Here is a 23042-nt window from a genome sequence, read left to right on the forward strand (position 1 = left end):
AGGCCCGCAGGCCGTGACGGCCGACCACCGAGTCGCTAGGGGTTCGAAAATGGTTCATGGCACGCCAGGATATCGGGGCACCCGCGTAGGCGTGGCCCAAGGTTCTACTCCGAGAAACCAAAGCGACCATGGCGAGGGAGTGCAGCTGCCGCGAATTCGGGTTCCCTATTGGTGCGCCAAAGGACACGAAACGCGGCTTGTTTTCCTTAAGCTGCCGGACGATCAAATACCCAGGAACTGGGACTGCCCCAAATGCGGTCTCCCTGCCTCACGGGATCCCGGCAATCCAGCCTCGGCCAGGCCGGGGGATGAGCTCTTCAAATCGCACCTCGACTACGTTAAAGAGAGACGCTCCAGCCAAGACGCAGAAATTGTCCTGGCTGGAGCGTTGGAGCGGCTACGCGCCCGCGGGGTCCTTCCGGACCAACTGCTGGGGGACGCGTGACGCTGCGTTCTCGTCGATAAGCCACAGGGTCCGCGCACGGCCAACGGGGCCGGCTGCGGGCACCTGGACCGGGTTGGCGCCCGCCAAGGCCAGGCCAACAGCTCCTGCCTTGTCCTCGCCGGCAACAACCATCCAGATCTCCTGGGCGGTGTTGATGGCGGGCAGCGTCAAAGAGACGCGCGACGACGGCGGCTTGGGCGAATTCTCGACGCCCACCACCGTGCGTTTCTTCTCCCGGATGCCGGCCTGCTCGGGGAACAGCGACGCCACGTGGGCGTCCGGGCCTACGCCAAGAAGCAGGACATCGAAGCGCGGCAGGATGCCAGGCTCATCAGCGCGGTTATCAGACATGTCAGCTGCGTGCTCGGCTTCGGCCGCTGCTTTGAGTTCCTCGGCGTAGGCAGTGGCGGCTTCGTCAGCCGTGGCAAACTGGTCCGTCGAGCCAGGCTCGTGGATCCTGGCAGGATCTACGGCCAGGTGGGCCAGCAGGGCGTGATGCGCTTGACGGGTATTCCTGTCATCGCTGTCAGCGGCAACAAAGCGCTCATCACCCCACCAAAAGTTAACTTTCGACCAGTCGACGGCCGGTGCTGCAGCTGAATCGGCCACAGCCTTCAGCGTTCCGATACCGACGGTGCCGCCGGTCAGGACCACCGTGGCCTCGCCATGCTTGTCCTGGACATCCACAAGCTTGGTAATGAGGCGTGCCGCGATGGCGGCCATCAACACCTTGGAGTCGGGATGGATGCTAACTCTTGGCTCAGCGTGCACTTGTCTGGACTCTCCTCTGGCTGGTAAGTGGCAGTCCCATCGTAATCACTTCTCCGAAGACTTCGTCGGGGTCAAGCCGTCGGAGTTCTTCGGCGAGGCAATCTTTAAGACTGCGCCGGGGGAGGGTGATACGCTGTGCCGGCTGTCCGGGCTGGGTCAGTTCCGCCACAGACAGTCCGGGACGGAAAAGCTGGACGTCGCCGCTTGCTCGGGTCAGCCGGACCCGCCGAATGCCGGTACCTGCGGGGTCCGCCACAATCGTCACGGGCGCCTCCAGCGCCAGGCTCAGCCAGGCTGCCAGCAACAAGGTGCTGGGGGAGTCCGATGCGCCTTCAACCGCCACGGCCGAGACGGGGTCGCTGTCGACTTGGTCGAAAACTGCTGCGAGTTGCATGCGCCAGTTGGTCAGTCGGGTCCAGGCGAGGTCGGTGTCGCCGGCCTTGTACGTTGCCCGGATGTTCTCCAACGCCCGGCGGGGGTCGGGTTCGTTGGCCGAATCGGTGATACGCCGGTGGGCGATGCGGCCGATGGAGGTCTCGCAGGCGCTTTCCGGGGCGCCGTGCGGCCACCACGCCACGATCGGGGCGTCCGGCAGGAGAAGGGCGGCCACGAGGGATTCGCTTTCGTGGGCCATATGCCCGTGCCCGCGCAGAACGATGACTTCGGACGCGCCGGCGTCACCGCCTACCCGGATCTGCGCATCAAGGCGGTCCGGACCTTCCACACCGGCATCGGCCAGGACAATGATCCGGCAGGGGTGTTCCCTGCTGGCTTCATTGGCTGCCTCGATGGCTTCTTCTTCCTGCCCGGACTTGGTCACCACCACGAGGGTCAGCACACGACCCAAGGCAATCACACCGCCCTGTTCGCGCAGGGACATGATCTTCTTGGAGATCTTGGAGGTGGTGGTATCGGGAAGATCTACAATCATGGCCTTCTCCAGGTTCGTCCGTCGCGGGCCAACAGGGCGTCGGCCGAGGCCGGTCCCCAACTGCCGGGTGCGTAGGGTTGCGGTTGTTCATCCAGGCCGGCCCAGTATTCCTCGAACGGATCAAGGATCTTCCAGGACAGTTCCACTTCCTGATGGCGTGGGAACAGCGGCGGCTCGCCCAAGAGTACATCCAGGATCAGCCGCTCATATGCTTCGGGGCTGGACTCGGTGAAGGAGTGGCCGTAGCCGAAGTCCATGGTGACATCGCGGACTTCCATCTGCGTGCCCGGAACCTTGGAACCGAAACGGATCGTCGCGCCCTCATCGGGCTGGACACGGATCACCACGGCATTCTGGCCAAAGTCGTCCTCGCCATGATCACGGAACAACAGGTTAGGTGCACGCTTGAACACCACGGCGATCTCGGTGACGCGACGGCCCAGGCGCTTACCGGCACGCAGGTAGAACGGCACACCATTCCATCGGCGGGTGTTGATGTCCACCCGGATCGCCGCGAACGTCTCGGTCTTCGAATCGGCGGGGATGCCATCCTCGTCCAGGTACCCGAGGACTTCCTCGCCGCCCTGCCACCCACCGGTGAACTGACCCCGGGCCGAATGTGTGGAGAGATCATCGGGGAGCTTGACCGCGGCCAGGACCTTTTCCTTCTCCGCCCGCAAATCATCGGCATTGAAGGAGATGGGCTCTTCCATCGCGGTCAACGCCAGCAGCTGCAGCAAGTGGTTCTGGATCACGTCACGGGCAGCACCCACACCGTCGTAATAGCCTGCACGCCCACCCGTGCCGATGTCCTCGGCCATGGTGATCTGCACATGGTCCACGTAGTTGGCGTTCCAGAGCGGTTCGAACAACTGGTTCGCGAAGCGCAGCGCCAGGATGTTCTGCACCGTCTCCTTGCCCAGGTAATGGTCGATCCTGAACACGGCATCAGCCGGGAACACGGATTCCACAATGTCGTTGAGCTGACGGGCCGACTCAAGATCATGCCCGAAGGGCTTCTCGATCACCACACGCCGCCACTGCCCCGGCTTCGCCTGCGCCAGGCCGTGCTTGGAGAGCTGGCGGCAGACCTGCTCAAACGCCTTGGGCGGGATGGACAGGTAAAAGCCGTGGTTCCCCCGGGTACCGCGTGTCTCATCCAACTCATCAAGGACATCTCCGAGGCGCTCAAAAGCGTCGTCGTCGTCGAACTCGCCCTGAACAAAACGAATGCCGGAAGCGAGCTGTTCCCAGACCGCTTCGTCGAACTTGGTTCGCGCGTGGGCCTTGACGTTTTCCTTGACTTCTGCCGCGAAGTCGGCGTTATCCCAGTCGCGACGGCCGAAACCGACCAAAGCGAAGCTGGGGGGCAACAGGCCACGGTTGGCGAGGTCATAGACCGCCGGCATGAGCTTCTTACGGGCGAGGTCGCCGGTGACTCCGAAGAACACCAACGATGAAGGCCCGGCAATGCGGTTCAGGCGCCGGTCCCGCGGATCCCGCAAAGGATTCCGCAGACCGGCGTTTTTCCTGCCGTTTTCAGTTTCTGGCATGTTTGGTTCTGTGCCTTAGCTTTCGAGTGCGCTGGCCTGGCCGGCCAACGCAGCGACGACTTCCTGGAGTTGGACTACGCCGGCGGCACGCTCAGTGAGGTGCAGGCGCAATACCGGGCGGCCATGGCCTTCCAGGACCTGGGCATCGCCCGTGGCCTGGGCAGCAATGAGCTGGCCGAAAGTGAAGGGCCGCTCAGGGATTTCCAGATCGGTGGAGGATGCCGCAGTCACCTGCAGGAACACTCCGATGGCCGGTCCACCCTTGTGGAACTGGCCGGTGGAGTGCAGGAACCGCGGACCCCAACCGAACGTCACCGGACGCCCACTAACGGCCGCGAGTTCATCGCGGATGCCTTCAAGGGGTGCGTGGGAGATACGGTCCAGGTAGGCCTGGACACTCAAGTAACCATCCGTGCCGAGCTGGCTGAGCAGTGCCTGCACAGCTTCGCTTGCCGTTGAGGCGTCACCGAGCCATTCGCCTCCGCGTACTTCCACGGCGCCGTCCGTGAAGGCCGCAGGCGTGGGTTCGGGACGCGCGTCCAGCAAGCCGCGCGCGGCCACCTTGGCGGCCTCGACGTCGGGCTGGTCAAACGGGTTGATGCCCAGCAGACGACCCGCCACGGCGGTGGCGAACTCCCAGGCGAACATCTGGGAGGCCAGTCCACCGGCAATGGCTACCTCGTTCTCACGGAGCTCGACGTCGTCATCCGCACTGACCAGCCGCACCACCAGGACGTCCTCGGCCCCGCTCAGGGCTTCAGGAGAATCCGGGCCGGCAACGACCGGCAAAACACCAGTGCCCAACTTGCCGGTGGATTCGGCGATGAGCTGTTCGGCCCAATCAGCGAAACCGACAATGCCGGACCCGTCTTCGGCAATGACGATCTTGTTGCGCAGCGGGCTGGTTCCGCCCAAAGCAATGCCCAGCGCCAGGCCGATGTTGTCAGCGGAGTCCTCATTGAGGATCTCCGCCGCTTCCTCTGCCTCATCCAGGAAAGCCTGGATGTCCACACCGGCAAGTCCACACGGAACCAAGCCAAAGGCAGTCAGTGCCGAGAAACGGCCACCGACGTTGGGGTCGGCGTTGAACACCGCACGGTAGCCTGCCTCGCGGGAAGCCTTATCCAGGGGCGAGCCCGGATCCGTGACGATGATGATGCGGCTTTTGGCGTCGATTCCGGCGTCGTTGAACGCTTTTTCGAACACGCGGCGCTGGGAGTCGGTTTCAACGGTGGAGCCGGACTTGGAGGAAACGACGATGGCCGTTTCAGCCAGCCGGTCCGCCAGGGCAGCACCAACCTGTTCAGGGTCAGTGCTGTCCAGCACAGTCAGCTCGACGCCGGCAGTACCGGCAATGACCTCCGGAGCCAGCGAAGACCCGCCCATGCCACAGAGGACAATGCGGGTAACTCCTTCGGCGCGAAGAGCGTCGCGAAGTTCCAGGATGTCGCCGACCAAGGCCTGGGACACCGTGGCGGCCTCGACCCAGCCGAGACGGATCGCGGACTCTGACTCCGCGTCAGGACCCCAAAGGGTGTGGTCCTTGGCGAAAATCCGCGTGGCGATCCTGTCCTCGACCAGGCCGTCAATGTGCTTGGCGATGGCCTGCTGTGCGGCACCGCTGGCGTCGTAGCTGATTGTGCTCATAGTGGGTTAGGAAGCCTTCCGTGCGGTGGCGAGGGCGCCTTCGACGTCGGCGAGGAGTTCCTTCCAAGAGCCTACGAACTTCTCGAGGCCTTCGGTCTCCAGCAACGTCACGACGTCGTTGTAGGAAACGCCGAGGGCTTCGAGTGCATTGAGGGTCTCGTTTGCCTCGTCGTAGGTGCCAGTGATGGTGTCACCGGTAACGACGCCGTGGTCGAACGAAGCGTCCAGCGTCTTTTCCGGCATGGTGTTGACAACGCCGGCGGCCACGAGTTCGGTCACGTAGAGGGTGTCCGGGTAGGCCGGATCCTTGACTCCTGTGGAGGCCCACAGAGGACGCTGGGGGAGGGCGCCGGCTTCTGCCAGCACTGCCCAGCGCTCGGTGGAGAAGAGCTCTTCGTAGACCTGGTAGGCCAAGCGGGCGTTGGCGACGCCTGCCTTGCCCTTGAGGGCCTTGGCTTCGTCGGTACCGATGGCGTCGAGGCGCTTGTCGATCTCCGAGTCAACGCGGGACACGAAGAACGAGGCCACGGAGTGGATCTTGGAGAGATCGTGGCCGTTGTCCTTTGCCTGCTCGAGGCCGGACTGGAAGGCGTTGATGACCGCGCGGTAGCGCTCCAGGGAGAAGATCAGGGTCACGTTGACGCTGATGCCCTCGGCCAAGGTAGCCGTGATGGCTTCGAGGCCTTCCAAGGTTGCGGGGATCTTGATGTGGACGTTGTCCTTGTTGACCTTGGCGTAGAGGTGCTTGGCCTCGGCGATGGTACCGGCGGTGTCCCAGGCAAGGCGGGGGTCCACCTCGATGGAAACGCGGCCGTCCACGCCGTTGGTGGCGGCGGCGACCGGTGCAAAGAGATCGCAGGCGTCTGCAACGTCAGTGGTGGTGATTTCAAAGATGGTCTCTTCGACGCTGGCGCCGGCCGCGGCCTGCGCTGCGATGGTGGCGTCGTAGTCCGTGCCGGAGGTGATGGCGGCGTGGAAGATGGACGGGTTGGTGGTCACACCAACTACGTTCTTTTCGTCGATGAGCTTCTGCAGGGTGCCTGAGTCCAGGCGGGTGCGGGAGAGGTCATCGAGCCAGATGGAAACGCCGGCGTCGGAGAGCTGCTGCGTGGGAGTGCTGGTCATGTGTTTTTCTCCTTGTGAGAGGGAAGCAGACTGTTATGCGTTGGAGTCTGCGAGGGAGTCTTTGGCTGCCGCCGCGACGGCTTCGGCGGTGATGCCGAATTCGTTGAAGAGCCGCTTGTAGTCTGCCGAGGCGCCGAAGTGTTCCAGGGAGATGGAGCGGCCGGCGTCGCCGACGAATTCTCGCCAGCCCAGTGCCAGGCCTGCTTCAACGGAGACACGGGCCTTCACGGATGCCGGGAGCACCGACTCGCGGTAGGCCTCGTCCTGCTTGTTGAACCACTCAACGCACGGCATGGACACAACGCGGGCGGCGATTCCTTCAGCTTGGAGGGCTTCGCGGGCCTGCACGGCGAGCTGGACTTCCGAGCCGGTCCCGATCAGGATGACCTGCGCGTCAACGGTTTCGCCGTCCTTGGAAGCTTCGGCCAGCACGTAGCCGCCCTTGGCGACACCTGCGGTGGAACCGAACGTGTCACCGGTTGCTTCGCCTTCGCCGCGGGCGTAAGTGGGGATGTTCTGGCGGGTCAGGACGATTCCGGCCGGGTTCTCGTGGTTCTCCAGCATGACCTTCCATGCCGCGGAGACCTCGTTCGCGTCACCGGGACGGACAACGTCCAGGCCCGGAATTGCACGCAGCGAGGCAAGCTGTTCCACCGGCTGGTGGGTGGGGCCGTCTTCGCCCAGGCCGATGGAGTCGTGCGTCCAGACGTACAGCGACGGAACCCCCATCAGCGCGCCGAGGCGGATGGCCGGGCGCTGGTAGTCGCTGAAGATCAAGAACGTCCCCGAGAAGGCGCGCGTGCGGCCATGCAGGGAGATGCCGTTCACGATCGACGCGGCAGCGTGCTCACGGATACCGAAGTGCAGCACCCGTCCGTACGGGTTGCCCTTCCAGGCATCCGTGGAGCGCGAGGTCGGGATGAACGACGGCGAGCCTTCAATGGTGGTGTTGTTGGACTCCGCGAGGTCGGCCGAGCCGCCCCACAGCTCCGGCAGGACCGGGCCGATGGCGTTCAGGACCTTGCCCGAAGCCGCGCGGGTGGAAACGTCCTTGCCTGCTTCGAACACGGGGAGCGCAGCATCGATGCCCACGGGGAGCTTCTTGGCTTCAACACGCTCCAACAGCGCAGCGGCGTCCGGGTTGGCGGACTGCCATGCCTCGAAGCTGGACTGCCAGGCAGCGCGTGACTCGGCGCCGCGGTCCAGGACCTTGCGGGCGTGTGCCAGGACTTCTTCGTCAACGTCGAAGGACTTGGCCGGGTCGAAGCCGAGCACGGTCTTCAGAGCCGCGACTTCCTCGGCACCGAGGGCGGATCCGTGGATCTTGCCGGTGTTCTGCTTCTTCGGCGCCGGGTACCCGATGATGGTGCGCAGCGAGATGATGGACGGCTTGTTCGTCTCAGCCTTCGCAGCGAGCAGTGCTGCGTAGAGTTCCTGGACGTCTTCGACGTAGTCGCCGGTCTTGGTCCAGTCCACGCGCTGGGTGTGCCAGCCGTAGGCCTCGTAGCGCTTGAGGACGTCTTCGGTGAAGGCGATGTCGGTGTCGTCTTCAATGGAAATGTGGTTCTCGTCGTAGATCACTACGAGGTTGCCCAGTTCCTGATGACCGGCCAGTGAGGAGGCCTCGGAGGTGACGCCTTCCTGGAGATCGCCGTCGGAAGCGATGACCCAGATGGTGTGGTCGAACGGCGACTCGCCGGCGGGAGCATCGGCGTCGAACAATCCGCGCTGGCGACGCTGCGAGTAAGCGAAACCAACAGCGGAAGCCAAGCCCTGGCCCAACGGGCCGGTGGTGATTTCCACACCGGCGGTGTGCTTGTACTCGGGGTGTCCCGGGGTCAGCGAACCCCACGTGCGGAGCGCCTCAAGGTCCTTCAGTTCCAGGCCGTAGCCGGACAGGAACAGCTGGATGTAAAGGGTCAACGACGTGTGGCCGGGGGACAGGACAAACCGGTCGCGGCCAAGCCAGTCCGGGTTCTTCGGGTCATGGCGCATCAGCTTCTGGAACAGCAAGTATGCTGCCGGAGCCAAGCTCATCGCCGTACCAGGGTGGCCGTTGCCGACCTTCTCCACGGCGTCGGCGGCCAACACGCGAACGGTGTCAACTGCCTTCTTGTCCAGATCGGTCCATGACAGTTCTTGCTCTTCCAAATGTGGCACGAAAACCGAGCCCCTCTCTGTGCTGACGGCAGGCATATGGACACGGCACGCAGGAAGCACAGGATGGCGCCCGCTGCAATGTGTCTACCAGCCGTTCACCATTGAAACGTTGATCTCTCATCCAGACGCACGGATATCCGAGAATACGGTTTCCCGGATCGTCAACGTGTGCTGATCTGCTCAACAGCTTAGCCCTAAACGTGTCATGGAACTCAGGGAATCCCACTAACTGGACAGAAATTCCCTTATATGAATCACGACGGCCCCGAAGCGGAGTGAAGATTCGGAAACATTGACGAATTTTGCGGACATTGGGCTACTTCCAGCCACGGTATGATATTTGGAGGCCACCAGCGGTTCATGCGCCCGTGTCAGCTTTCGAAGACCGGGACGGCAGCCGTTGCGAGAACCCCAGAGCATAGAACAGAGTGACTGCCGCCGTGAGCACAACTGATACGCCCCTCAACGCGTCCCCGGCCCGGGGAAGCATCGGAATTTCCCGCAAGTTCAAGGCGTATCTGGCACTCACCAAACCCCGGGTCATCGAACTCCTCCTGGTCAGCACCCTGCCCACCATGATCTTCGCCCAGCGCGGCTTCCCCTCCATCGGCCTGATCCTGGCCACCCTCGTCGGCGGAGCGTTTGCAGCCGGCAGCGCCGGCGTCTTCAATTGCTACATCGACCGCGACATCGACAAACTGATGCACCGCACCGAGAAGCGTCCCTTGGTTACGGGTGAAGTGACGCCGCGCGAGGCCCTGATCTTCGCCTGGATCCTTGGCGCAGCCTCAATTGCGATCCTGTGGTTCGGCGCCAATCCTCTCTCCGCCTGGCTCGGGCTCGGCGCCATCGTCTTTTACGTGGTCATTTACACCATGATCCTGAAGCGACGCACTGCCCAGAACATTGTGTGGGGCGGAGCAGCAGGGTGCTTCCCGGTGCTGATCGCCTGGGCCGCGGTCACCAATACGGTGGAGTGGCCTGCAATCGTGCTCTTCATGGTGATCTTCCTGTGGACGCCCCCGCACTACTGGCCCCTGTCCATGCGCTACGGCGAGGACTACCGCAACGCCAAGGTGCCCATGCTGGGTGCCATCGCCGGAGCCAAGGTGGTTTCGGTACAGGTTGTCCTCTACGCCTGGGCCATGGTTGCCTGCTCACTCTTGATGGTGCCCGTCGGCGGTGCCGGCTGGGTTTACACGATCGTCGCCGTTGCCGCCGGCGCCTGGTTCCTCTACGAGAGCCACGCCCTGTACAAACGCGCACAGGGTGGCGACGTCTCCAACAAGGGCGCCATGAAGGTCTTCCACGGCTCCATCAGCTACCTGACGCTGCTCTTCATCGCACTGGCAGTTGACCCGTTCATTGGCTCAGCGATCGTCGGCGGCTAAGTCCCGCAGTTCCTCAAGTAACAAACGTTCGACGCCGACACTCACCTGAGTGCCGGCGTCGCGCTGTTCCGCTCACATCCCTAGCCCTTGTTCCCAAGGCTCGCTCACATCCCTAGCCCTTGTCCCCAACGCTCGCTCACATCCCTAGCCCTTGTTCCCAAGGCTCGCTCACATCCCAATGGACGCAACCAAGTGAGCCAGCGGGGGTGGTGCCTGGCCAGCGGGCAGCGCAAAGACCAGCAGGGGAGCGTAGCGAATCTTGTTGCCGCTCCGGCCCCCGAAGAACCGCTGCAGTTGGGCTTCCACGGACCGTTCACGGAGTGAGGGCTGGCGTTGGAGGAGCTTGAACGAGGCCAGCTCGCCCTGGGCCTCGATGACCTCGAGCACTGCCTCGATTCCCAGGCATCGGATGAGTTCATCCTCCAGATCGGCGTCACAAACCTGGAACCCTCGCTCTTCCAGTGTTCCGGACCCCATGCCGGCACGCAGGAGTGCCCTGGCAATGCCTCGGGACTCACCTGCGTCACAAAGCCCAAGTAATCGGTGGTTGGCTCCCTTCGGGCCGTATCGCTCGAGGTAGTGCACGATACTCGTGGCGCCACCCATCGGGACGATTTGCACACGTTCCGAGGCCAAGTCGTGGTCACATCGCAAGGCCAGGGCCTCCATGGCCAACCTGTCGCTTTCACCCTCGACCAGCACAGTTGTCGCCTGCATAGGACAAGTATGTCGGACGCGACGGCGGAGGGCTCTGGCACGCTTCCATACCTAGAGGTCCCATTGCGGCACCTAGTTTCTGCCTTCTGGGCACCTATTTCCTGCCCAAACGCCACCTAGTTTGAATTCTGGCGTCTAGGTGGCGCCGTGCGCACCCTAGCGTTCGTAGTGGAACAGAGTCGTTCCGCACCACAAGAGCATTGGGGAAACAGTGAAAGCACTTCTGCGTACAGCCGGGATCCTAACGGTTGCTTCAGCTTCGGTCCTGACCGGGGTAAGCGCTGCCCAAGCCGCGCCGGCATGCTCCACAGCGCGAGTATGCCTCTATGACGATTACTGGTTCACGGGTACGCAACGGTCTTTTGGCTGGGTCACTTCATATGTGGGCGGCCCAGCAAACGACAAAGCGAGTTCAATCGTCATTGGCCCGGCTGCAAACGTCCAATCGCCCTACGTCTATCTCTACCGGGACCTGAACTACTCGGGCCACGCCGTCATTTTTCGTGGTGGCAACGCTGTGAACGATCTTCGGGGCGTGTCAATGTACTCCGGCGTGAACTGGGACGACGAGATCTCAAGTATCTGGGGTTAGCCTTGCGACCTCCAACATTTCCATGTGTCGCGCAGATCATCACGTCGCTGGCCGTTGTCACGTGTCTCACCACGGCCTGTGCCAGCCCATCAGCGCCAGACCCCACCGTACCTCCGGCCGCCAGCCTGCCCGATGTCGATCGTTCGGCCGGAGCCGGGGCGAGGGCATCCCTCAATGAAACAAGCGGTGAGGTGGTTCTTCCCATGAGTTCCTACTGGTACTCGGACCGCGAGAACGTCATCGTCAATACGGCGGTTGCCTTCCTTATTTACGACTGCGTCGAGGAGGCCGGTTTCACAGTGGCACCCTGGGGCGGCGGAGGTAAGGCCCTGCAGGACTACAGGTATGGTCAGTGGTCCCGGTCCCTGGCTGCGCGGAACGGTGCCATGCCGGAGATCCGTGTTATTCCAGGAGTCATTGATCAGCAACCGGAGCGCCCTGCCCTTAGCGCACGGCAACAGGAGATGGAAGTAAAGTGCACCAGTTCGGTGGGTCGGGCTGGTCTGCCCGAACTCCTTGAGGGGCTGGCGGGCGATACGTCCATTCAGAATCAGGTTGTGCAGATTTCAGTAGCCCTCACTGAACGGGACCCCGAATATCTGGCATATCGCAGCACGTGGGAAGACTGTGTGGAGGCCAAGGGGCTAAAGCTTGCTGCTGCGGACTCATGGTCGTTCCAGGATGGCAGCTCCAAGGAAGATGAAATCCGGACGGCTTTGATTGACGTTGACTGCAAGGAGGCCAGCGGCGGCGCCCGGATACCTTATGACATTCTCGCTCAGTATCAGGCAGCACAGATGAAGAACCATCAAGCGGAACTCAACGCCTTGGCGGAAGAGAAGACGGCTGCAGTGGAGCGTGCCAGGCGAATACTGCGGGACCACGGAGTGGCAGATGCAAGACTCTGAATCACTGCAGATTGCCCGCGCCATGAGGCGCATTCCGCGCTGGTGGCTGATTCCTGTGGTGGTGCTGGTCGTGCTTGCAGGTTTGGGCGCCGCCTACTGGGCAGGCACTTCCACCACGGCAGGGACGGAGTCGACACCGCCCCTGGCAGCCGTCGTTCCGGTGTCAGCGACGGTAGAACGCCGGGCCGTGGTGAAACAGGTGGTCCTTTCCGGGAAAGTCGTTGCGGGAGCAGAGTCCATTCTTCAGGCAAGCCCTGCCGAGGGAGTTGACAGGCTGGTTGTGACAGCAGTGGCCAAAGAGGCTGGAAGCCACGTGGCCCCCGGTGACTTGCTGGCCGTCGTGTCCGGCAGACCACTGCTGATACTCCCTGCGGGTGTGCCGTTGTATCGGGATATCACCCAAGGAGAGGCGGGACCCGATGTGGAAGCCCTTCAGACGGTCTTGACGTCGTGGGGTTATGCGTGTCCCGTGACGGGAAGCTTTGACCTGCCAACCCAGCAGGCATTGGGATTCTGGTACAAAGCCGCAGGGTTTATAGCCCCCACTGCCTCCGATCCCATCTCTCAGGGGGACGCCGGTAGTGCAGCACCCAAGCCATCGTCGTCGGACATCATGTTCCGCTGGCGGGAGTTCGTTCAGGTCCCCGGTGACACCGGGACGGTCGCCTCCATCGCCGATTCTGGTGCCATCCTGGCAGAGGATGGGGTCGTGGCACGGATCAGAGTTGCCGACGACGCCATCGTTGCCCGCGCAGACGTGGTCCAAGCCGAGCAATTCGCTGTCGGCATGCCTGTCACGGTCAGGGCCGGATCGGCTGCGCTTGACACTACTGTGGCGAAGGTCAGCAGCTTCCTGGAGGGTGAACACAGCGAGAACACTATTCCAGGAAAAGACATCACTGTGGCATTGCCGCCGGGCGCACAGGGATTTGCGGCCGGGCAATCAGTCACCGTAACTGCAGGCAGCGCAGCTACGGAGTCCCTCGCCGTTCCACTGATAGCCATTCGTCAGGAGGGCGGTAGGCCTTACCTCCTGGTCCAGGCGAACGACCAGAATAACGATCAGGCGAACGGCCAGCCGCGCCGTCTGGAGGTAAAGATCACGGCCCAAGCGGACGGATGGGCGGCCATCGCGGACGTCGACGGACTACTTGTTGGCGATGAGGTCACCTTGCAATGAGCACTTCCCATGCATCATCGGATCCCGCGCAGCCCCGCCCGATTCTCAGTCTGCGTGGCGTTATTCGGCGGTTTACCGGGGTGACAGCACTGGATGACGTGTACCTGGACATCCATGAGGGGGAGTTCGTCGCCATCGTCGGGCCCTCGGGTTCGGGAAAGTCGACCCTTCTGAATGTCCTCGGCCTCCTGGACACACCGACTCACGGTACCTACCTCATTGATGGTGTGGACGTCGAAGGCCTCAACGAGAGACGAAGAGCAGACCGCAGAGCAGGCATTTTTGGCTTCGTCTTTCAGGAATCCCACATGGTGGGGCGTGATGCTGCAGCCCGCAATGCCGTACTGGGCCTACGTGCACGCGGTATAGCGTTTGCGGTCCAGAAACAACTTGTCTTACCTTCTTTGGCGAGATTCGGCCTTGAGCGCAGGTCAGCAACCCCTGCTGCGTTGTTGTCCGGGGGTGAGCGGCAACGACTTGCCATCGCCAGGGCCGTGATGGGTGCGCCCAGGGTAGTCCTTGCCGACGAACCCACGGGCAGTCTTGACACAGCAAACGGCGAGCTGGTCATCCATCATTTGCGCGAACTCAGTGAGTCCAGAACCACCGTAGTCATGGTGACCCACGATCCCGACATTGCGGCGGCCGCGGGCCGCATCATCACCATGCGCGATGGAGCCATCGTCCAGGACACGGGCGACAGCAAGGGCCGTTTCGGCACGCCACCCGCTACGGCTGCCGGTTCCGCAGGCAACGAACACACGTTCGTCCGGCGCCGACGTCACGAGGCCGTGGATGTTGTTGCTGACGCCCTGTCTGCCCTCACGGTTCGTCCGGCCAAGGCCCTTTTGCTGATCATGGCATTCCTTTTGGGCAGCGGAGGGCTGGTGACGGCCATCGGACTGAGCGAGAGCGCCTCCGTCAAGGTATCGGCCCGCATCGATGCCGCCGCCAGCGACGAAGTCCGGGTGACTCGCGAGGGAGGTTATGCATCCTGGGAAGCCGTCAGCACCGATCTCCAGGCATCAAGGAGACTCTACGGCGTTCACGACGCCGGTGTTATCGCCGAGCTCTCCTCGTCGGTGGTGCAGCCATCAACTTTCCGGCCCGGGTCCTTTCCCGATCCGCCAGGGTTCACCGGGGCTGTCCGGATCGTCGACTCTGGGTATCTTCGACTCCAAGGCGCAACAGTTTCCTACGGCGATGCCGCCCTGCTGGATCAGTCATTTGGAGGGCCTGTTGCCGTCCTGGGCCAGGATGCCGCCCAGCGGTTTGGAATCGCGAAGCCAGGTGCCGGTGTGGTGGTGTGGCTGTATGGCCAGCCCGTCCCGGTGGTGGGAATTGTTGACAACCCTGGGCGGGACCCTGTTCTGCCCTCAGCTGTTCTGGTGGGCGTCGGATCCTATCCCTTGACCAATAACGTGGCAGCCAGCCTGGTTTTTCGGACAACTCCAGGGATGCCGGCAGCTATTGCAGAGGCGCTGCCAAAAGCACTCAGTCCGAGCGAACCGGGCAACGTCAAGGTGCAGACAGTGGCGGACCTGCGTGAGCTCAAACAGGGGATTAATTCGGACCTCGGCAGGCTGGTAGCCATTGTCTCCGTCGTGCTGCTCGCCATGGCCTGCCTCAGCGCCGGAACTACCATGTACCTGGGCGTGCTGGCGCGATCAAGCGAGATTGCACTGCGACTGGCCCTGGGCATGCGGCGGGGAGTGCTGGCCTCGATGTTCCTCACCGAAGGTGCCGCGGTAGGAGCGTTGGGCGGGGCTGCAGGCGCTGCGGCCGGAATGGGCTCCGTCTTGGCCTACGCATCCAGTGAAGGCTGGGCGGCAATGATTCCTTGGTACGCGTCGATGTGGGGCATGGGGGCGGGACTTGTCAGCGGTACCCTGTCCGCCGTATATCCGGCCATACTGGCCATGCGGTCCAACCCGGCGCACCTGATCCGGGCTTAGGACAGGCATAGGAGTTCAGTTATCGGACCGGGCTGTGCTTGGCAAGGTCGGCGGCATTGGTGGCAGCACTCATGAGGACGGCTGCCCCGAACATGTGGGCGCCGACCAGCAGGGCAGGAATGCCGTTGTAGTACTGGGTGAAACCGATGACAGCCTGCAGCAGTGTCACGCCCAGCAGCAGGTATGCCGCCGTTCGGAACGGACCGTTGATCTTGTAGCGGACCACCAAGTACACCGCGAACAGCGTTCCGGCCGTGATCAAATAAGCGGGGACGGCGTGGATGTGGGAAAACAGGTCCCAGTCGAGGTCGTTCCGGGGTGCGTCGGCGTCTCCAGCATGAGGGCCGGAACCAGTGACCACGACACCCAGCATCACCGACACTGCCGAGAAAACAGCAACGGCCAGCATCACAGGGCGGGCCGTGGCCGGGAGCGCGGGCAGGATCCGGTTCATATAGCCACCAGCACGGCCATAGGCCCGGTTGACCAGCAGCGTGGCGAAGACCACCAAAGCCATGGAGACCAGGAAGTGCAGGCCCACCACCCATGGGTTGAGGCCGGACAAAACCGTGATGCCGCCGATGACCGCTTGGGCCGGGATGCTGGCCAGCAGGCCCAGGGCGAGGATGAACAGGTCGCGGCGCTCTTTACGGAGGTTCCACAAGTACACCAGCATGAGCGCGGCAACGGCTGCCAGGGCGAAGGTCAGCAGGCGGTTCCCGAATTCGATGAACCCGTGAATGCCCATTTCCGGAGTATTGACCAGCGAGTCGTTGGTGCATCGCGGCCAGGTGGGGCAGCCCAAACCGGAGGCGGTAAGGCGGACGGCACCTCCGGTCACCACCAGGACGGTCTGCCCAATGAGTGACAACAAAGCCAAGCGGCGGACGGCCTTATTAACCTCGGTAGGCAACTTGGACGTGAACCGCTGAATGGTCTTTGGAAGGCGCGATGCCGTGCTCACAGTTTTCTCACTTCTCAGTTCTGCATTGTTGTTGGTGCCCGGTTGGATTAGTTCCACTTGAACCAGCGGATGGCTGCGGCGCCGGCAATTACCGTCCACAGCAGGAGGACAAGGACGGCGGGGAACGGAACGGCGCCCACAAGGAAAGCGTCGCGGAGCGCCTGGCCAAGGGCACCCGACGGGAGGAAGTGGACGATGCCCTGGAGCAGGCCGGGAAGCCGTTCGGACGGCACCACGATTCCGCCCAGCGCACCCAGCAGTATCCACAGCAAATTGGTGATGGCCAGAGTTGCCTCCGGTCGGACCGTGCCCGCCACCAGCAGTCCAAGGGCAGTGAAGGCGGCAGCGCCAAGAACCAGCAGACCAAGCCCGGGGAGCCAGGCTTCGGGCCTGGGCTGCCATCCCAGCAAGGCGGCAACGGCGCCCACCACCACTACCTGCAGGAAGAGGACCACCAGCACGGCAAGGATCTTGCCGGCGATGAGCCCGCCCTTGCCCAACGGTGTGGTGGACAGGAAACGGAGGACTCCGTAGCGGCGGTCAAAGCCGGTAGCAATTCCTTGCCCGGTGAAGGCCGTGGACATCGCGCAAAGAGCGAGGATGCCCGGGGTGGCGACGTCCACACGTGATCCCCCCAGGCCATCAAGGAGGGGAGTCACTACGAGTCCCACCAAAGCCATCAAGGGCAGGACGATGGCAAGGATCAGCTGTTCGCCGTTCCGCAGCATGGTGATGGTCTCATAGCGTCCCTGCTGCATGATGCGGCGTGGCAGCGATGCGGGTCCCGCGTTGGGAGAGAGGAGCTTGCTCATCGGAGGTCCCTTCCGGAAATGTCCAGGAACACGTCTTCAAGGCTACGGGCTTCCAGGCGGAGTGATGCAGGCATGATGTTCCGTTCCGCCCACCACGCGGTCAGGGCCGCAAGGTCTTTCGGTGTGATCGCACCCGTGATGGAGTAGCTTCCGGAGCGGGTCTCGGTCAGTTGAAGGCCCGGCCCCAGGGCGCCGGCAAAGTCGAGTCCGCCCGGCGCATCGAAGTGGAGCGTCCGGTCCGTGATGGCAGAATCCGTGGCGTGGTCATGGCGAAGCAGTTCCGCAACGGTTCCCTCCACCACGTTGTGGCCGCCGTCGATGATGTACACGTAGTCGGCCAGGCGCTCGGCGTCGTCCATCAGATGCGTGGTCAGGACAATTCCCATGCCAGCGTCACGGAGTTCGGCGATCAGGTCGAAAACCGTCTGGCGCGATTGCGGATCCAGCCCCGCACTGGGCTCATCGAGGAACAGGATCTCCGGATTGCCGACCAATGCGGCGGCCAGAGCCAAGCGCTGCTTTTGGCCGCCCGACAGCCTGCGTACGCTTGTCCTGCTGAATTGGCCGATTCCCAGCCGTTCCACCAGCGCGTCAACATCCATGGGGTTTTGGTACATGCCGGCAACGTGCCGCAACAATGGGATGGGACGGGCCGACGGCGGCAGCCCGCCATCCTGGAGCATCACCCCTACGCGCGACCTCAAGTCGGCGCCGGCCGAATCAGGGTCTGCGCCAAGGAGCGAGATACTTCCGCCGGTCCGCTTCTGCAGTCCTTGCGCACATTCAAGGGTGGTGGTCTTGCCGGCTCCGTTGGCACCGAGCAGGGCGGTCACTTGGCCGCGCTCCGCCACAAGGGACAGTCCGCTGACCACCCGGAGCATTTTGCCGTCAAGGGAGGCCAAAGGGCCTACATCCTTAATGAGTCCGTCTATGGTGAGGACAGGGGATTCGGGTGAGCGCACCAGAGTATTCTACGTGAAGTAGTACGGTCACACTTGGCGGGCGACTGAGGTCAGTCTTGCCTTACTGGATGCATGAAACAAATTACGACATGATTGTGTTGTGTATTCCATGAGCAGTCCAACTTCCATGCCCTCAACACGGCATGCTGCAGCGGCAGAGGCATTCGTTGCCCCGCCTGCGCTGCCGGACGCGGATGACCGCACAAGGGACCGGGTCCTGAGCGCCGTTCTTGAGAACGGACCGGTGAGCGCCGCGGAACTTGGCGATCTCCTCGGCTTCACACCCGCTGCAGTCCGCCGTCACCTTGATCATTTGGCGCGCAGCGGCGTCATAGAGGTCAAGCGTGTGGCTAAGGCCGGTTCCGGCGCGGGACGCCCCGCACGCCGTTACGTCCTGAGCTCCCAGGGGCAGTCCACTCTGGGCGATGACTACCTGAACATTGCCAGCTCTGCGCTCCGGCGCCTCCAGGAACTCGCCGGCGAGGATGCAGTCCGTGAATACGCGGAGGAACGCTTCTCCGACATGGAACGTCGTTACGCCCCTGAGGTCGAAGCCGCCGGGGACGACATCACCGCCCGGGCCATGGCGCTCTCCAAGGCACTCAGCCGCGACCGCTTCGTTGCTTCAGCGCATTCCATTGAGGCCAAGGCCCCGTTGCCTGCAGCGCTGTCCAGCGTTCAGTTATGCCAGGGCCATTGCCCCATCCAGCGGCTCGCCGCGGAGTTTCCGGTGTTTTGCGACACCGAGACCAAGGTCTTCTCGCGTTTGGTGGGCGTCGATGTCCGGCGCCTCTCCACACTCGCGCAGGGCGGCCACGTCTGCACCACCCACATACCTACCGGGCGCCCGGCTGCCACGGCATCCCCAGATGTCGCAGAGCAGTCCGGGAACCCGTACCAGGAATCAAACAACCAGCAAGAAAGGCCGTGATGACGGACCAAATAGCAGAGAAAGCGGTAGCTGACGGCACTGTGATCTCGGAGATTCTGGAGAAGAATCCCGAACTGCACGGTATCGGAAACTACGAGTACGGCTGGGCCGACAAGAACGACGTGGGCGCAAACGCCCGTCGTGGCCTCAACGAGGAGGTCGTCCGCGACATCTCCTCGAAGAAGAACGAGCCCCAATGGATGCTCGATCTGCGGCTCAAGGGCCTGAAGTACTTCGACCGCAAGCCCATGCCTACCTGGGGTGCAGACCTCTCCGGCATCGACTTCGACAACATCAAGTATTTTGTGCGTTCCACCGAGAAACAGGCCGCCACGTGGGAAGACCTTCCGGAAGACATCCGGAACACCTACGAGAAACTCGGTATTCCTGAAGCTGAGCGCAGCCGCCTCGTCTCGGGCGTCGCTGCCCAGTACGAGTCCGAGGTGGTCTACCACCAGATCCGTGAAGACCTGGAAGCCCAGGGCGTCATCTTCCTGGACACTGATACCGCTTTGCGTGAGCACCCGGAGATCTTCCAGGAATACTTCGGCACCATCATTCCCGTGGGCGATAACAAGTTCGCATCGCTGAACACGGCTGTCTGGTCCGGCGGTTCCTTCGTGTACGTCCCCAAGGGCGTCCACGTGGACATTCCGCTGCAGGCCTACTTCCGCATCAACACGGAAAACATGGGCCAGTTCGAGCGCACGCTGATCATCGCCGATGAGGACTCCTACGTTCACTACATCGAAGGCTGCACGGCTCCGATCTACACCTCGGATTCCCTGCACTCGGCCGTCGTGGAGATCATCGTGAAGAAGGGCGCCCGCGTCCGCTACACGACCATCCAGAACTGGTCAACCAACGTGTACAACCTCGTCACCAAGCGTGCCATCTGCGAAGAGGGCGCCACCATGGAGTGGATCGATGGCAACATCGGTTCCAAGGTGACCATGAAGTACCCGGCCGTGTACCTTGTGGGCGAGCACGCCAAGGGCGAAACTCTCTCCATCGCTTTCGCCGGCGAAGGCCAGCACCAGGACACCGGCTCCAAGATGGTACATATCGCGCCGAACACCAAGAGCTCCATCATTTCCAAGTCCGTGGCCCGCGGCGGTGGCCGTGCTGCATACCGCGGCTTGGTCCAGGTCCGCGAGGGCGCCAAGCACTCGGCCAACACGGTCCGTTGTGACGCCCTCCTGGTGGACACCATTTCCCGCTCGGACACGTACCCGTACATCGACATCCGTGAGGATGACGTTGTCATGGGCCACGAGGCCACCGTTTCCCGCGTCAGCGAAGAGCAGCTCTTCTATCTGATGTCCCGCGGCATGCCTGAAGACGAGGCCATGGCCATGATCGTGCGCGGCTTTATTGAGCCGATTGCCCGTGAACTGCCCATGGAATACGCCCTCGAGCTGAACCGCTTGATTGAACTGCAGATGGAAGGGTCCGTCGGTTAACAATGACTGATATCACTACTGAAAAGGCGCGCATCGGCGCGCCCTCGGCCCAGCCGTTTATCAACGGCTTCACCGAGGAAGGCGAGAACCTTTCGCCCGTGAACACCGGTACGAACACCAGCACGACGTCGGAGCAGCCTTCCGCTGGTCCGCTGGCGGGCGCTTCGGCCAAGAGCCACTCGCATGGTGGCGGCGTAGGCATCCCGGACAGCTCGCGTGCCGGCCGCCTCACCTCCTACAAGCTGGCAGACTTCAAGCCGCTGAACGGACTCGAGGAAGACTGGCGCTTCACACCGCTGAAGCGGCTTCGTGGCCTTCACACCGACGTCCTCAACGGCGAAGCCCCGGCTGTCAGCGTTACCGCGCCTGCCGGCGTCGTTGTTGAAACCGTTGGCCGCGATGACCAGCGCATCGGCCAGGCAGCCATCCCAGAGGACCTTGTGTCCGCCAACGCCTGGGAGAACTTCGCCGAGGCAACGGTCATCACCGTGCCCGCCGAGCTGCAGGCCGAGAGTGAAGTTTCGGTCCTGATCACCGGTGCCGGCGAAGCACCGTCTGCCCAGCACATCGTGATTGTGGCGGAGCGCTTCTCCAAAGCCGTTGTGGTCCTGGACCACCAGGGCACCGCGGTTGTCTCCGAGAACGTGGAGATCATCGTTGAAGACGGTGCTGAACTGACCGTTGTTTCCTTGCAGGAATGGGCAGACAACGCTGTGCACGCATCATCGCAGCAGGCAAAGATCGGCCGCGATGCCAAGTTCAAGCACATTGTGGTCAGCCTTGGCGGCGACCTCGTTCGCGTCACGCCGTCCACGCGCTTCACGGCTCCCGGTGCCGACGTCGAAATGTTCGGCCTGTACTTCGCCGACGCCGGACAGCACCTTGAGCAGCGCCTGTTCGTTGACCACGCGGTGGCCAACTGCAAGTCGCGCGTTCTTTACAAGGGCGCCCTCCAGGGCCGCAACGCCCACAGCGTATGGGTTGGCGACGTCCTGATCCGCAAGGAAGCAGAAGGCACGGACACTTACGAGGCCAACCGCAACCTGGTCCTCACTGACGGCGCCCGCGCCGACTCCGTACCGAACCTCGAAATCGAAACCGGCTTGATCGAGGGTGCGGGCCACGCCAGTGCCACCGGCCGTTTCGACGACGAACACCTGTTCTACCTCATGGCCCGCGGCATCCCTGAGAAGGTTGCCCGCCGCCTGGTGGTCCGGGGCTTCCTCAACGAGATCATCCAGCAGATCAAGGTGCCGGCAATCGAAGATCGCCTGACCGCAGCTGTTGAGCGCGAACTCGCCGCGACCGACAACTAAGACAGGCCAGGCAGAGCAACAATGAGTGAAGAAACCAAAGGCGAACTGGTATGCAACGCCAATGACATCCAGGTCAAGCAAGCGCTGCGCGTCCTGATTGATGACTACCCCATAGCCATCGTCAAGGACTCGATGGGCGAGATCCACGCCATCGCCGATACCTGCTCGCACGCGGACATCTCTTTGTCCGAGGGTGAGGTTGAAGGCTGCGCGATCGAGTGCTGGGGCCACGGTTCCCAGTTTGACCTCCGCAGCGGACAGCCGCTCCAGCTGCCTGCTTACGACCCCGTCCCTGTTTTCGCCGTCACCATCGACGGAGACGACGTGTATGTGGACGTGACCAACGTTGTGAACGGCGCTTCGGTAGATCACTACTGAGCGCCCAGTACCGCCAGACTTACGAACGGAAAGAAAGAAGAGCATGTCAACTCTTGAAATCAAGGACCTGCACGTCAGCATCGAGACGGAGCAGGGCACCAAGGAGATCCTGAAGGGCGTCAGCCTCACCATCAAGACCGGTGAAACGCACGCCATCATGGGCCCCAACGGCTCGGGCAAGTCCACCCTCGCCTCCACCATTGCCGGGCACCCGCGCTACAACGTCACCAGCGGCACCATCACGCTGGATGGTGAGAACGTGTTGGAAATGAGTGTCGACGAGCGCGCCCGCGCAGGCGTCTTCCTGGCCATGCAGTACCCGGTAGAGGTTCCCGGTGTCACCATGACCAACTTCCTGCGGACCGCCAAGACCGCAATCGACGGCGAAGCACCGGCCCTGCGCACGTGGACCAAGGACGTCAAGGCTGCCATGCAGCAGCTCCGTATCGACGCCGACTTCGCACAGCGCAATGTCAACGAAGGCTTCTCCGGTGGTGAGAAGAAGCGTGTTGAGATCCTTCAGCTCGAACTCTTCAAGCCGAAGTTCGCCATCCTCGACGAGACCGACTCCGGCCTTGACGTGGACGCCTTGAAGGTCGTCTCCGAGGGCGTTAACCGCGCTCACGAAGAGGGCAACATGGGCACCCTGCTCATCACCCACTACACCCGCATCCTGCGCTACATCAAGCCGGACTTCGTTCACGTATTCGTTGACGGCAAGGTTGTTGAAGAGGGCGGCCCCGAGCTCGCCGACCGTCTTGAAGACGAAGGCTACGACCGCTACGCCCCAGGCGCCGGCGTTGCCGTTGCTCCTGCCGTGCAGGCCTAGTTAGGATCGTTC

The 23042-nt window shown here is 62.7% G+C and carries 21 protein-coding genes; 11 read left to right on the forward strand and 10 right to left on the reverse strand.

The window, feature by feature from the left end:
- The first annotated feature begins 49 nt into the window (after positions 1-49).
- Entirely contained in the window at positions 50-445 is a 396-nt protein-coding gene (locus RQH14_RS10995) for an RNA polymerase-binding protein RbpA (RefSeq protein ID WP_311213288.1), read from the forward strand.
- Here the strand turns inward: RQH14_RS10995 and pgl are convergent.
- Genes pgl through tkt form a run of 6 tightly spaced genes read right to left on the reverse strand, consistent with a single transcriptional unit; the run spans position 398 to position 8668 of the window.
- The gene (gene pgl / locus RQH14_RS11000; RefSeq protein ID WP_311213289.1) at positions 398-1216 is read right to left on the reverse strand and encodes a 6-phosphogluconolactonase; all 819 of its coding nucleotides are present in this window, start codon (positions 1214-1216) and stop codon (positions 398-400) included. The genes RQH14_RS10995 and pgl overlap by 48 nt on opposite strands.
- Positions 1206-2147, reverse strand: coding sequence for a glucose-6-phosphate dehydrogenase assembly protein OpcA (locus tag RQH14_RS11005; protein WP_024821021.1), 942 nt, complete (start codon positions 2145-2147; stop codon positions 1206-1208). Before RQH14_RS11005 ends, pgl begins: the two co-directional genes overlap by 11 nt.
- Positions 2144-3700 carry a glucose-6-phosphate dehydrogenase gene (gene zwf, locus RQH14_RS11010; RefSeq protein ID WP_311213290.1) on the reverse strand — a complete coding sequence of 519 codons (1557 nt, stop codon included), beginning with the start codon at positions 3698-3700 and terminating at the stop codon, positions 2144-2146. The genes RQH14_RS11005 and zwf overlap by 4 nt, the downstream gene beginning before the upstream one ends.
- A gap of 15 nt (positions 3701-3715) precedes the next feature.
- Positions 3716-5347: a glucose-6-phosphate isomerase gene (locus tag RQH14_RS11015; RefSeq protein ID WP_311213291.1), complete on the reverse strand. Its 1632-nt coding sequence runs from the start codon at positions 5345-5347 to the stop codon at positions 3716-3718.
- Between the two features lie 6 nt (positions 5348-5353).
- Positions 5354-6472, reverse strand: a complete 1119-nt coding sequence (gene tal, locus RQH14_RS11020; protein ID WP_311213292.1) for a transaldolase — start codon at positions 6470-6472, stop codon at positions 5354-5356.
- A gap of 33 nt (positions 6473-6505) precedes the next feature.
- Positions 6506-8668 carry a transketolase gene (tkt, locus tag RQH14_RS11025; RefSeq protein WP_311213293.1) on the reverse strand — a complete coding sequence of 721 codons (2163 nt, stop codon included), beginning with the start codon at positions 8666-8668 and terminating at the stop codon, positions 6506-6508.
- A 392-nt stretch (positions 8669-9060) separates the two neighbouring features.
- Between tkt and RQH14_RS11030 the strand changes: the two genes are divergently transcribed.
- Positions 9061-10023: a heme o synthase gene (locus tag RQH14_RS11030; protein WP_311213294.1), complete on the forward strand. Its 963-nt coding sequence runs from the start codon at positions 9061-9063 to the stop codon at positions 10021-10023.
- Between the two features lie 168 nt (positions 10024-10191).
- Here the strand turns inward: RQH14_RS11030 and RQH14_RS11035 are convergent, their stop codons facing one another.
- Positions 10192-10740, reverse strand: a complete 549-nt coding sequence (locus tag RQH14_RS11035) for a TOPRIM nucleotidyl transferase/hydrolase domain-containing protein (protein ID WP_311213295.1) — start codon at positions 10738-10740, stop codon at positions 10192-10194.
- A 211-nt stretch (positions 10741-10951) separates the two neighbouring features.
- Between RQH14_RS11035 and RQH14_RS11040 the strand changes: the two genes are divergently transcribed.
- The 4 genes from RQH14_RS11040 (at position 10952) to RQH14_RS11055 (ending at position 15375) form a co-directional block, all read left to right on the forward strand.
- The gene (locus RQH14_RS11040; RefSeq protein ID WP_311213296.1) at positions 10952-11332 is read left to right on the forward strand and encodes a peptidase inhibitor family I36 protein; all 381 of its coding nucleotides are present in this window, start codon (positions 10952-10954) and stop codon (positions 11330-11332) included.
- A gap of 203 nt (positions 11333-11535) precedes the next feature.
- Positions 11536-12240: a hypothetical protein gene (locus RQH14_RS11045; protein WP_311213297.1), complete on the forward strand. Its 705-nt coding sequence runs from the start codon at positions 11536-11538 to the stop codon at positions 12238-12240.
- Positions 12227-13420, forward strand: a complete 1194-nt coding sequence (locus RQH14_RS11050) for a hypothetical protein (RefSeq protein ID WP_311213298.1) — start codon at positions 12227-12229, stop codon at positions 13418-13420. Before RQH14_RS11045 ends, RQH14_RS11050 begins: the two co-directional genes overlap by 14 nt.
- Positions 13417-15375, forward strand: coding sequence for an ATP-binding cassette domain-containing protein (locus RQH14_RS11055; RefSeq protein ID WP_311213299.1), 1959 nt, complete (start codon positions 13417-13419; stop codon positions 15373-15375). The genes RQH14_RS11050 and RQH14_RS11055 overlap by 4 nt, the downstream gene beginning before the upstream one ends.
- A gap of 19 nt (positions 15376-15394) precedes the next feature.
- Here the strand turns inward: RQH14_RS11055 and RQH14_RS11060 are convergent, their stop codons facing one another.
- From RQH14_RS11060 to RQH14_RS11070, 3 genes are read right to left on the reverse strand one after another with little or no spacing between them, the layout of a single operon-like run.
- Positions 15395-16339, reverse strand: a complete 945-nt coding sequence (locus RQH14_RS11060; RefSeq protein WP_311213300.1) for a COX15/CtaA family protein — start codon at positions 16337-16339, stop codon at positions 15395-15397.
- Between the two features lie 47 nt (positions 16340-16386).
- On the reverse strand, positions 16387-17151 hold the full coding sequence (locus RQH14_RS11065; RefSeq protein ID WP_311213301.1) for an ABC transporter permease: 765 nt from the start codon (positions 17149-17151) through the stop codon (positions 16387-16389).
- Positions 17148-18113, reverse strand: a complete 966-nt coding sequence (locus tag RQH14_RS11070; RefSeq protein ID WP_311213302.1) for an ABC transporter ATP-binding protein — start codon at positions 18111-18113, stop codon at positions 17148-17150. Before RQH14_RS11070 ends, RQH14_RS11065 begins: the two co-directional genes overlap by 4 nt.
- Before the next feature lie 109 nt (positions 18114-18222).
- Between RQH14_RS11070 and RQH14_RS11075 the strand changes: the two genes are divergently transcribed.
- The 5 genes from RQH14_RS11075 to sufC are packed head-to-tail and all read left to right on the forward strand — an operon-like array spanning position 18223 to position 23030.
- On the forward strand, positions 18223-19044 hold the full coding sequence (locus tag RQH14_RS11075) for a helix-turn-helix domain-containing protein (RefSeq protein ID WP_311213303.1): 822 nt from the start codon (positions 18223-18225) through the stop codon (positions 19042-19044).
- Entirely contained in the window at positions 19044-20507 is a 1464-nt protein-coding gene (gene sufB / locus RQH14_RS11080) for a Fe-S cluster assembly protein SufB (protein WP_089595074.1), read from the forward strand. Before RQH14_RS11075 ends, sufB begins: the two co-directional genes overlap by 1 nt.
- Positions 20508-20509: 2 nt before the next feature.
- Entirely contained in the window at positions 20510-21823 is a 1314-nt protein-coding gene (gene sufD, locus RQH14_RS11085; protein WP_311213304.1) for a Fe-S cluster assembly protein SufD, read from the forward strand.
- Positions 21824-21844: 21 nt separating this feature from the next.
- Complete coding sequence (locus tag RQH14_RS11090) at positions 21845-22201, forward strand: non-heme iron oxygenase ferredoxin subunit (protein WP_311213305.1); 357 nt, start codon at positions 21845-21847, stop codon at positions 22199-22201.
- 43 nt (positions 22202-22244) lie between these two features.
- Positions 22245-23030: a Fe-S cluster assembly ATPase SufC gene (gene sufC, locus RQH14_RS11095; RefSeq protein ID WP_089595077.1), complete on the forward strand. Its 786-nt coding sequence runs from the start codon at positions 22245-22247 to the stop codon at positions 23028-23030.
- Positions 23031-23042 lie beyond the last annotated feature (12 nt).

Origin of the sequence: Arthrobacter sp. WCS2018Hpa-7 (assembly GCF_031843805.1) — a bacterium.
Lineage (GTDB): Bacteria > Actinomycetota > Actinomycetes > Actinomycetales > Micrococcaceae > Arthrobacter.

What these genes read in the sequence shown, in the direction of transcription:
- RQH14_RS10995 (WP_311213288.1), top strand. Translation starts at nt 50, where the DNA reads ATGGTTCATGGCACGCCAGGATATCGGGGCACCCGCGTAGGCGTGGCC.
- RQH14_RS11005 (WP_024821021.1), bottom strand. Translation starts at nt 2,147, where the DNA reads ATGATTGTAGATCTTCCCGATACCACCACCTCCAAGATCTCCAAGAAG.
- zwf (WP_311213290.1), bottom strand. Translation starts at nt 3,700, where the DNA reads ATGCCAGAAACTGAAAACGGCAGGAAAAACGCCGGTCTGCGGAATCCT.
- RQH14_RS11015 (WP_311213291.1), bottom strand. Translation starts at nt 5,347, where the DNA reads ATGAGCACAATCAGCTACGACGCCAGCGGTGCCGCACAGCAGGCCATC.
- tal (WP_311213292.1), bottom strand. Translation starts at nt 6,472, where the DNA reads ATGACCAGCACTCCCACGCAGCAGCTCTCCGACGCCGGCGTTTCCATC.
- tkt (WP_311213293.1), bottom strand. Translation starts at nt 8,668, where the DNA reads ATGCCTGCCGTCAGCACAGAGAGGGGCTCGGTTTTCGTGCCACATTTG.
- RQH14_RS11035 (WP_311213295.1), bottom strand. Translation starts at nt 10,740, where the DNA reads ATGCAGGCGACAACTGTGCTGGTCGAGGGTGAAAGCGACAGGTTGGCC.
- RQH14_RS11045 (WP_311213297.1), top strand. Translation starts at nt 11,536, where the DNA reads ATGAGTTCCTACTGGTACTCGGACCGCGAGAACGTCATCGTCAATACG.
- RQH14_RS11050 (WP_311213298.1), top strand. Translation starts at nt 12,227, where the DNA reads ATGCAAGACTCTGAATCACTGCAGATTGCCCGCGCCATGAGGCGCATT.
- RQH14_RS11055 (WP_311213299.1), top strand. Translation starts at nt 13,417, where the DNA reads ATGAGCACTTCCCATGCATCATCGGATCCCGCGCAGCCCCGCCCGATT.
- RQH14_RS11065 (WP_311213301.1), bottom strand. Translation starts at nt 17,151, where the DNA reads ATGAGCAAGCTCCTCTCTCCCAACGCGGGACCCGCATCGCTGCCACGC.
- RQH14_RS11075 (WP_311213303.1), top strand. Translation starts at nt 18,223, where the DNA reads ATGAGCAGTCCAACTTCCATGCCCTCAACACGGCATGCTGCAGCGGCA.
- sufB (WP_089595074.1), top strand. Translation starts at nt 19,044, where the DNA reads ATGACGGACCAAATAGCAGAGAAAGCGGTAGCTGACGGCACTGTGATC.
- sufD (WP_311213304.1), top strand. Translation starts at nt 20,510, where the DNA reads ATGACTGATATCACTACTGAAAAGGCGCGCATCGGCGCGCCCTCGGCC.
- RQH14_RS11090 (WP_311213305.1), top strand. Translation starts at nt 21,845, where the DNA reads ATGAGTGAAGAAACCAAAGGCGAACTGGTATGCAACGCCAATGACATC.
- sufC (WP_089595077.1), top strand. Translation starts at nt 22,245, where the DNA reads ATGTCAACTCTTGAAATCAAGGACCTGCACGTCAGCATCGAGACGGAG.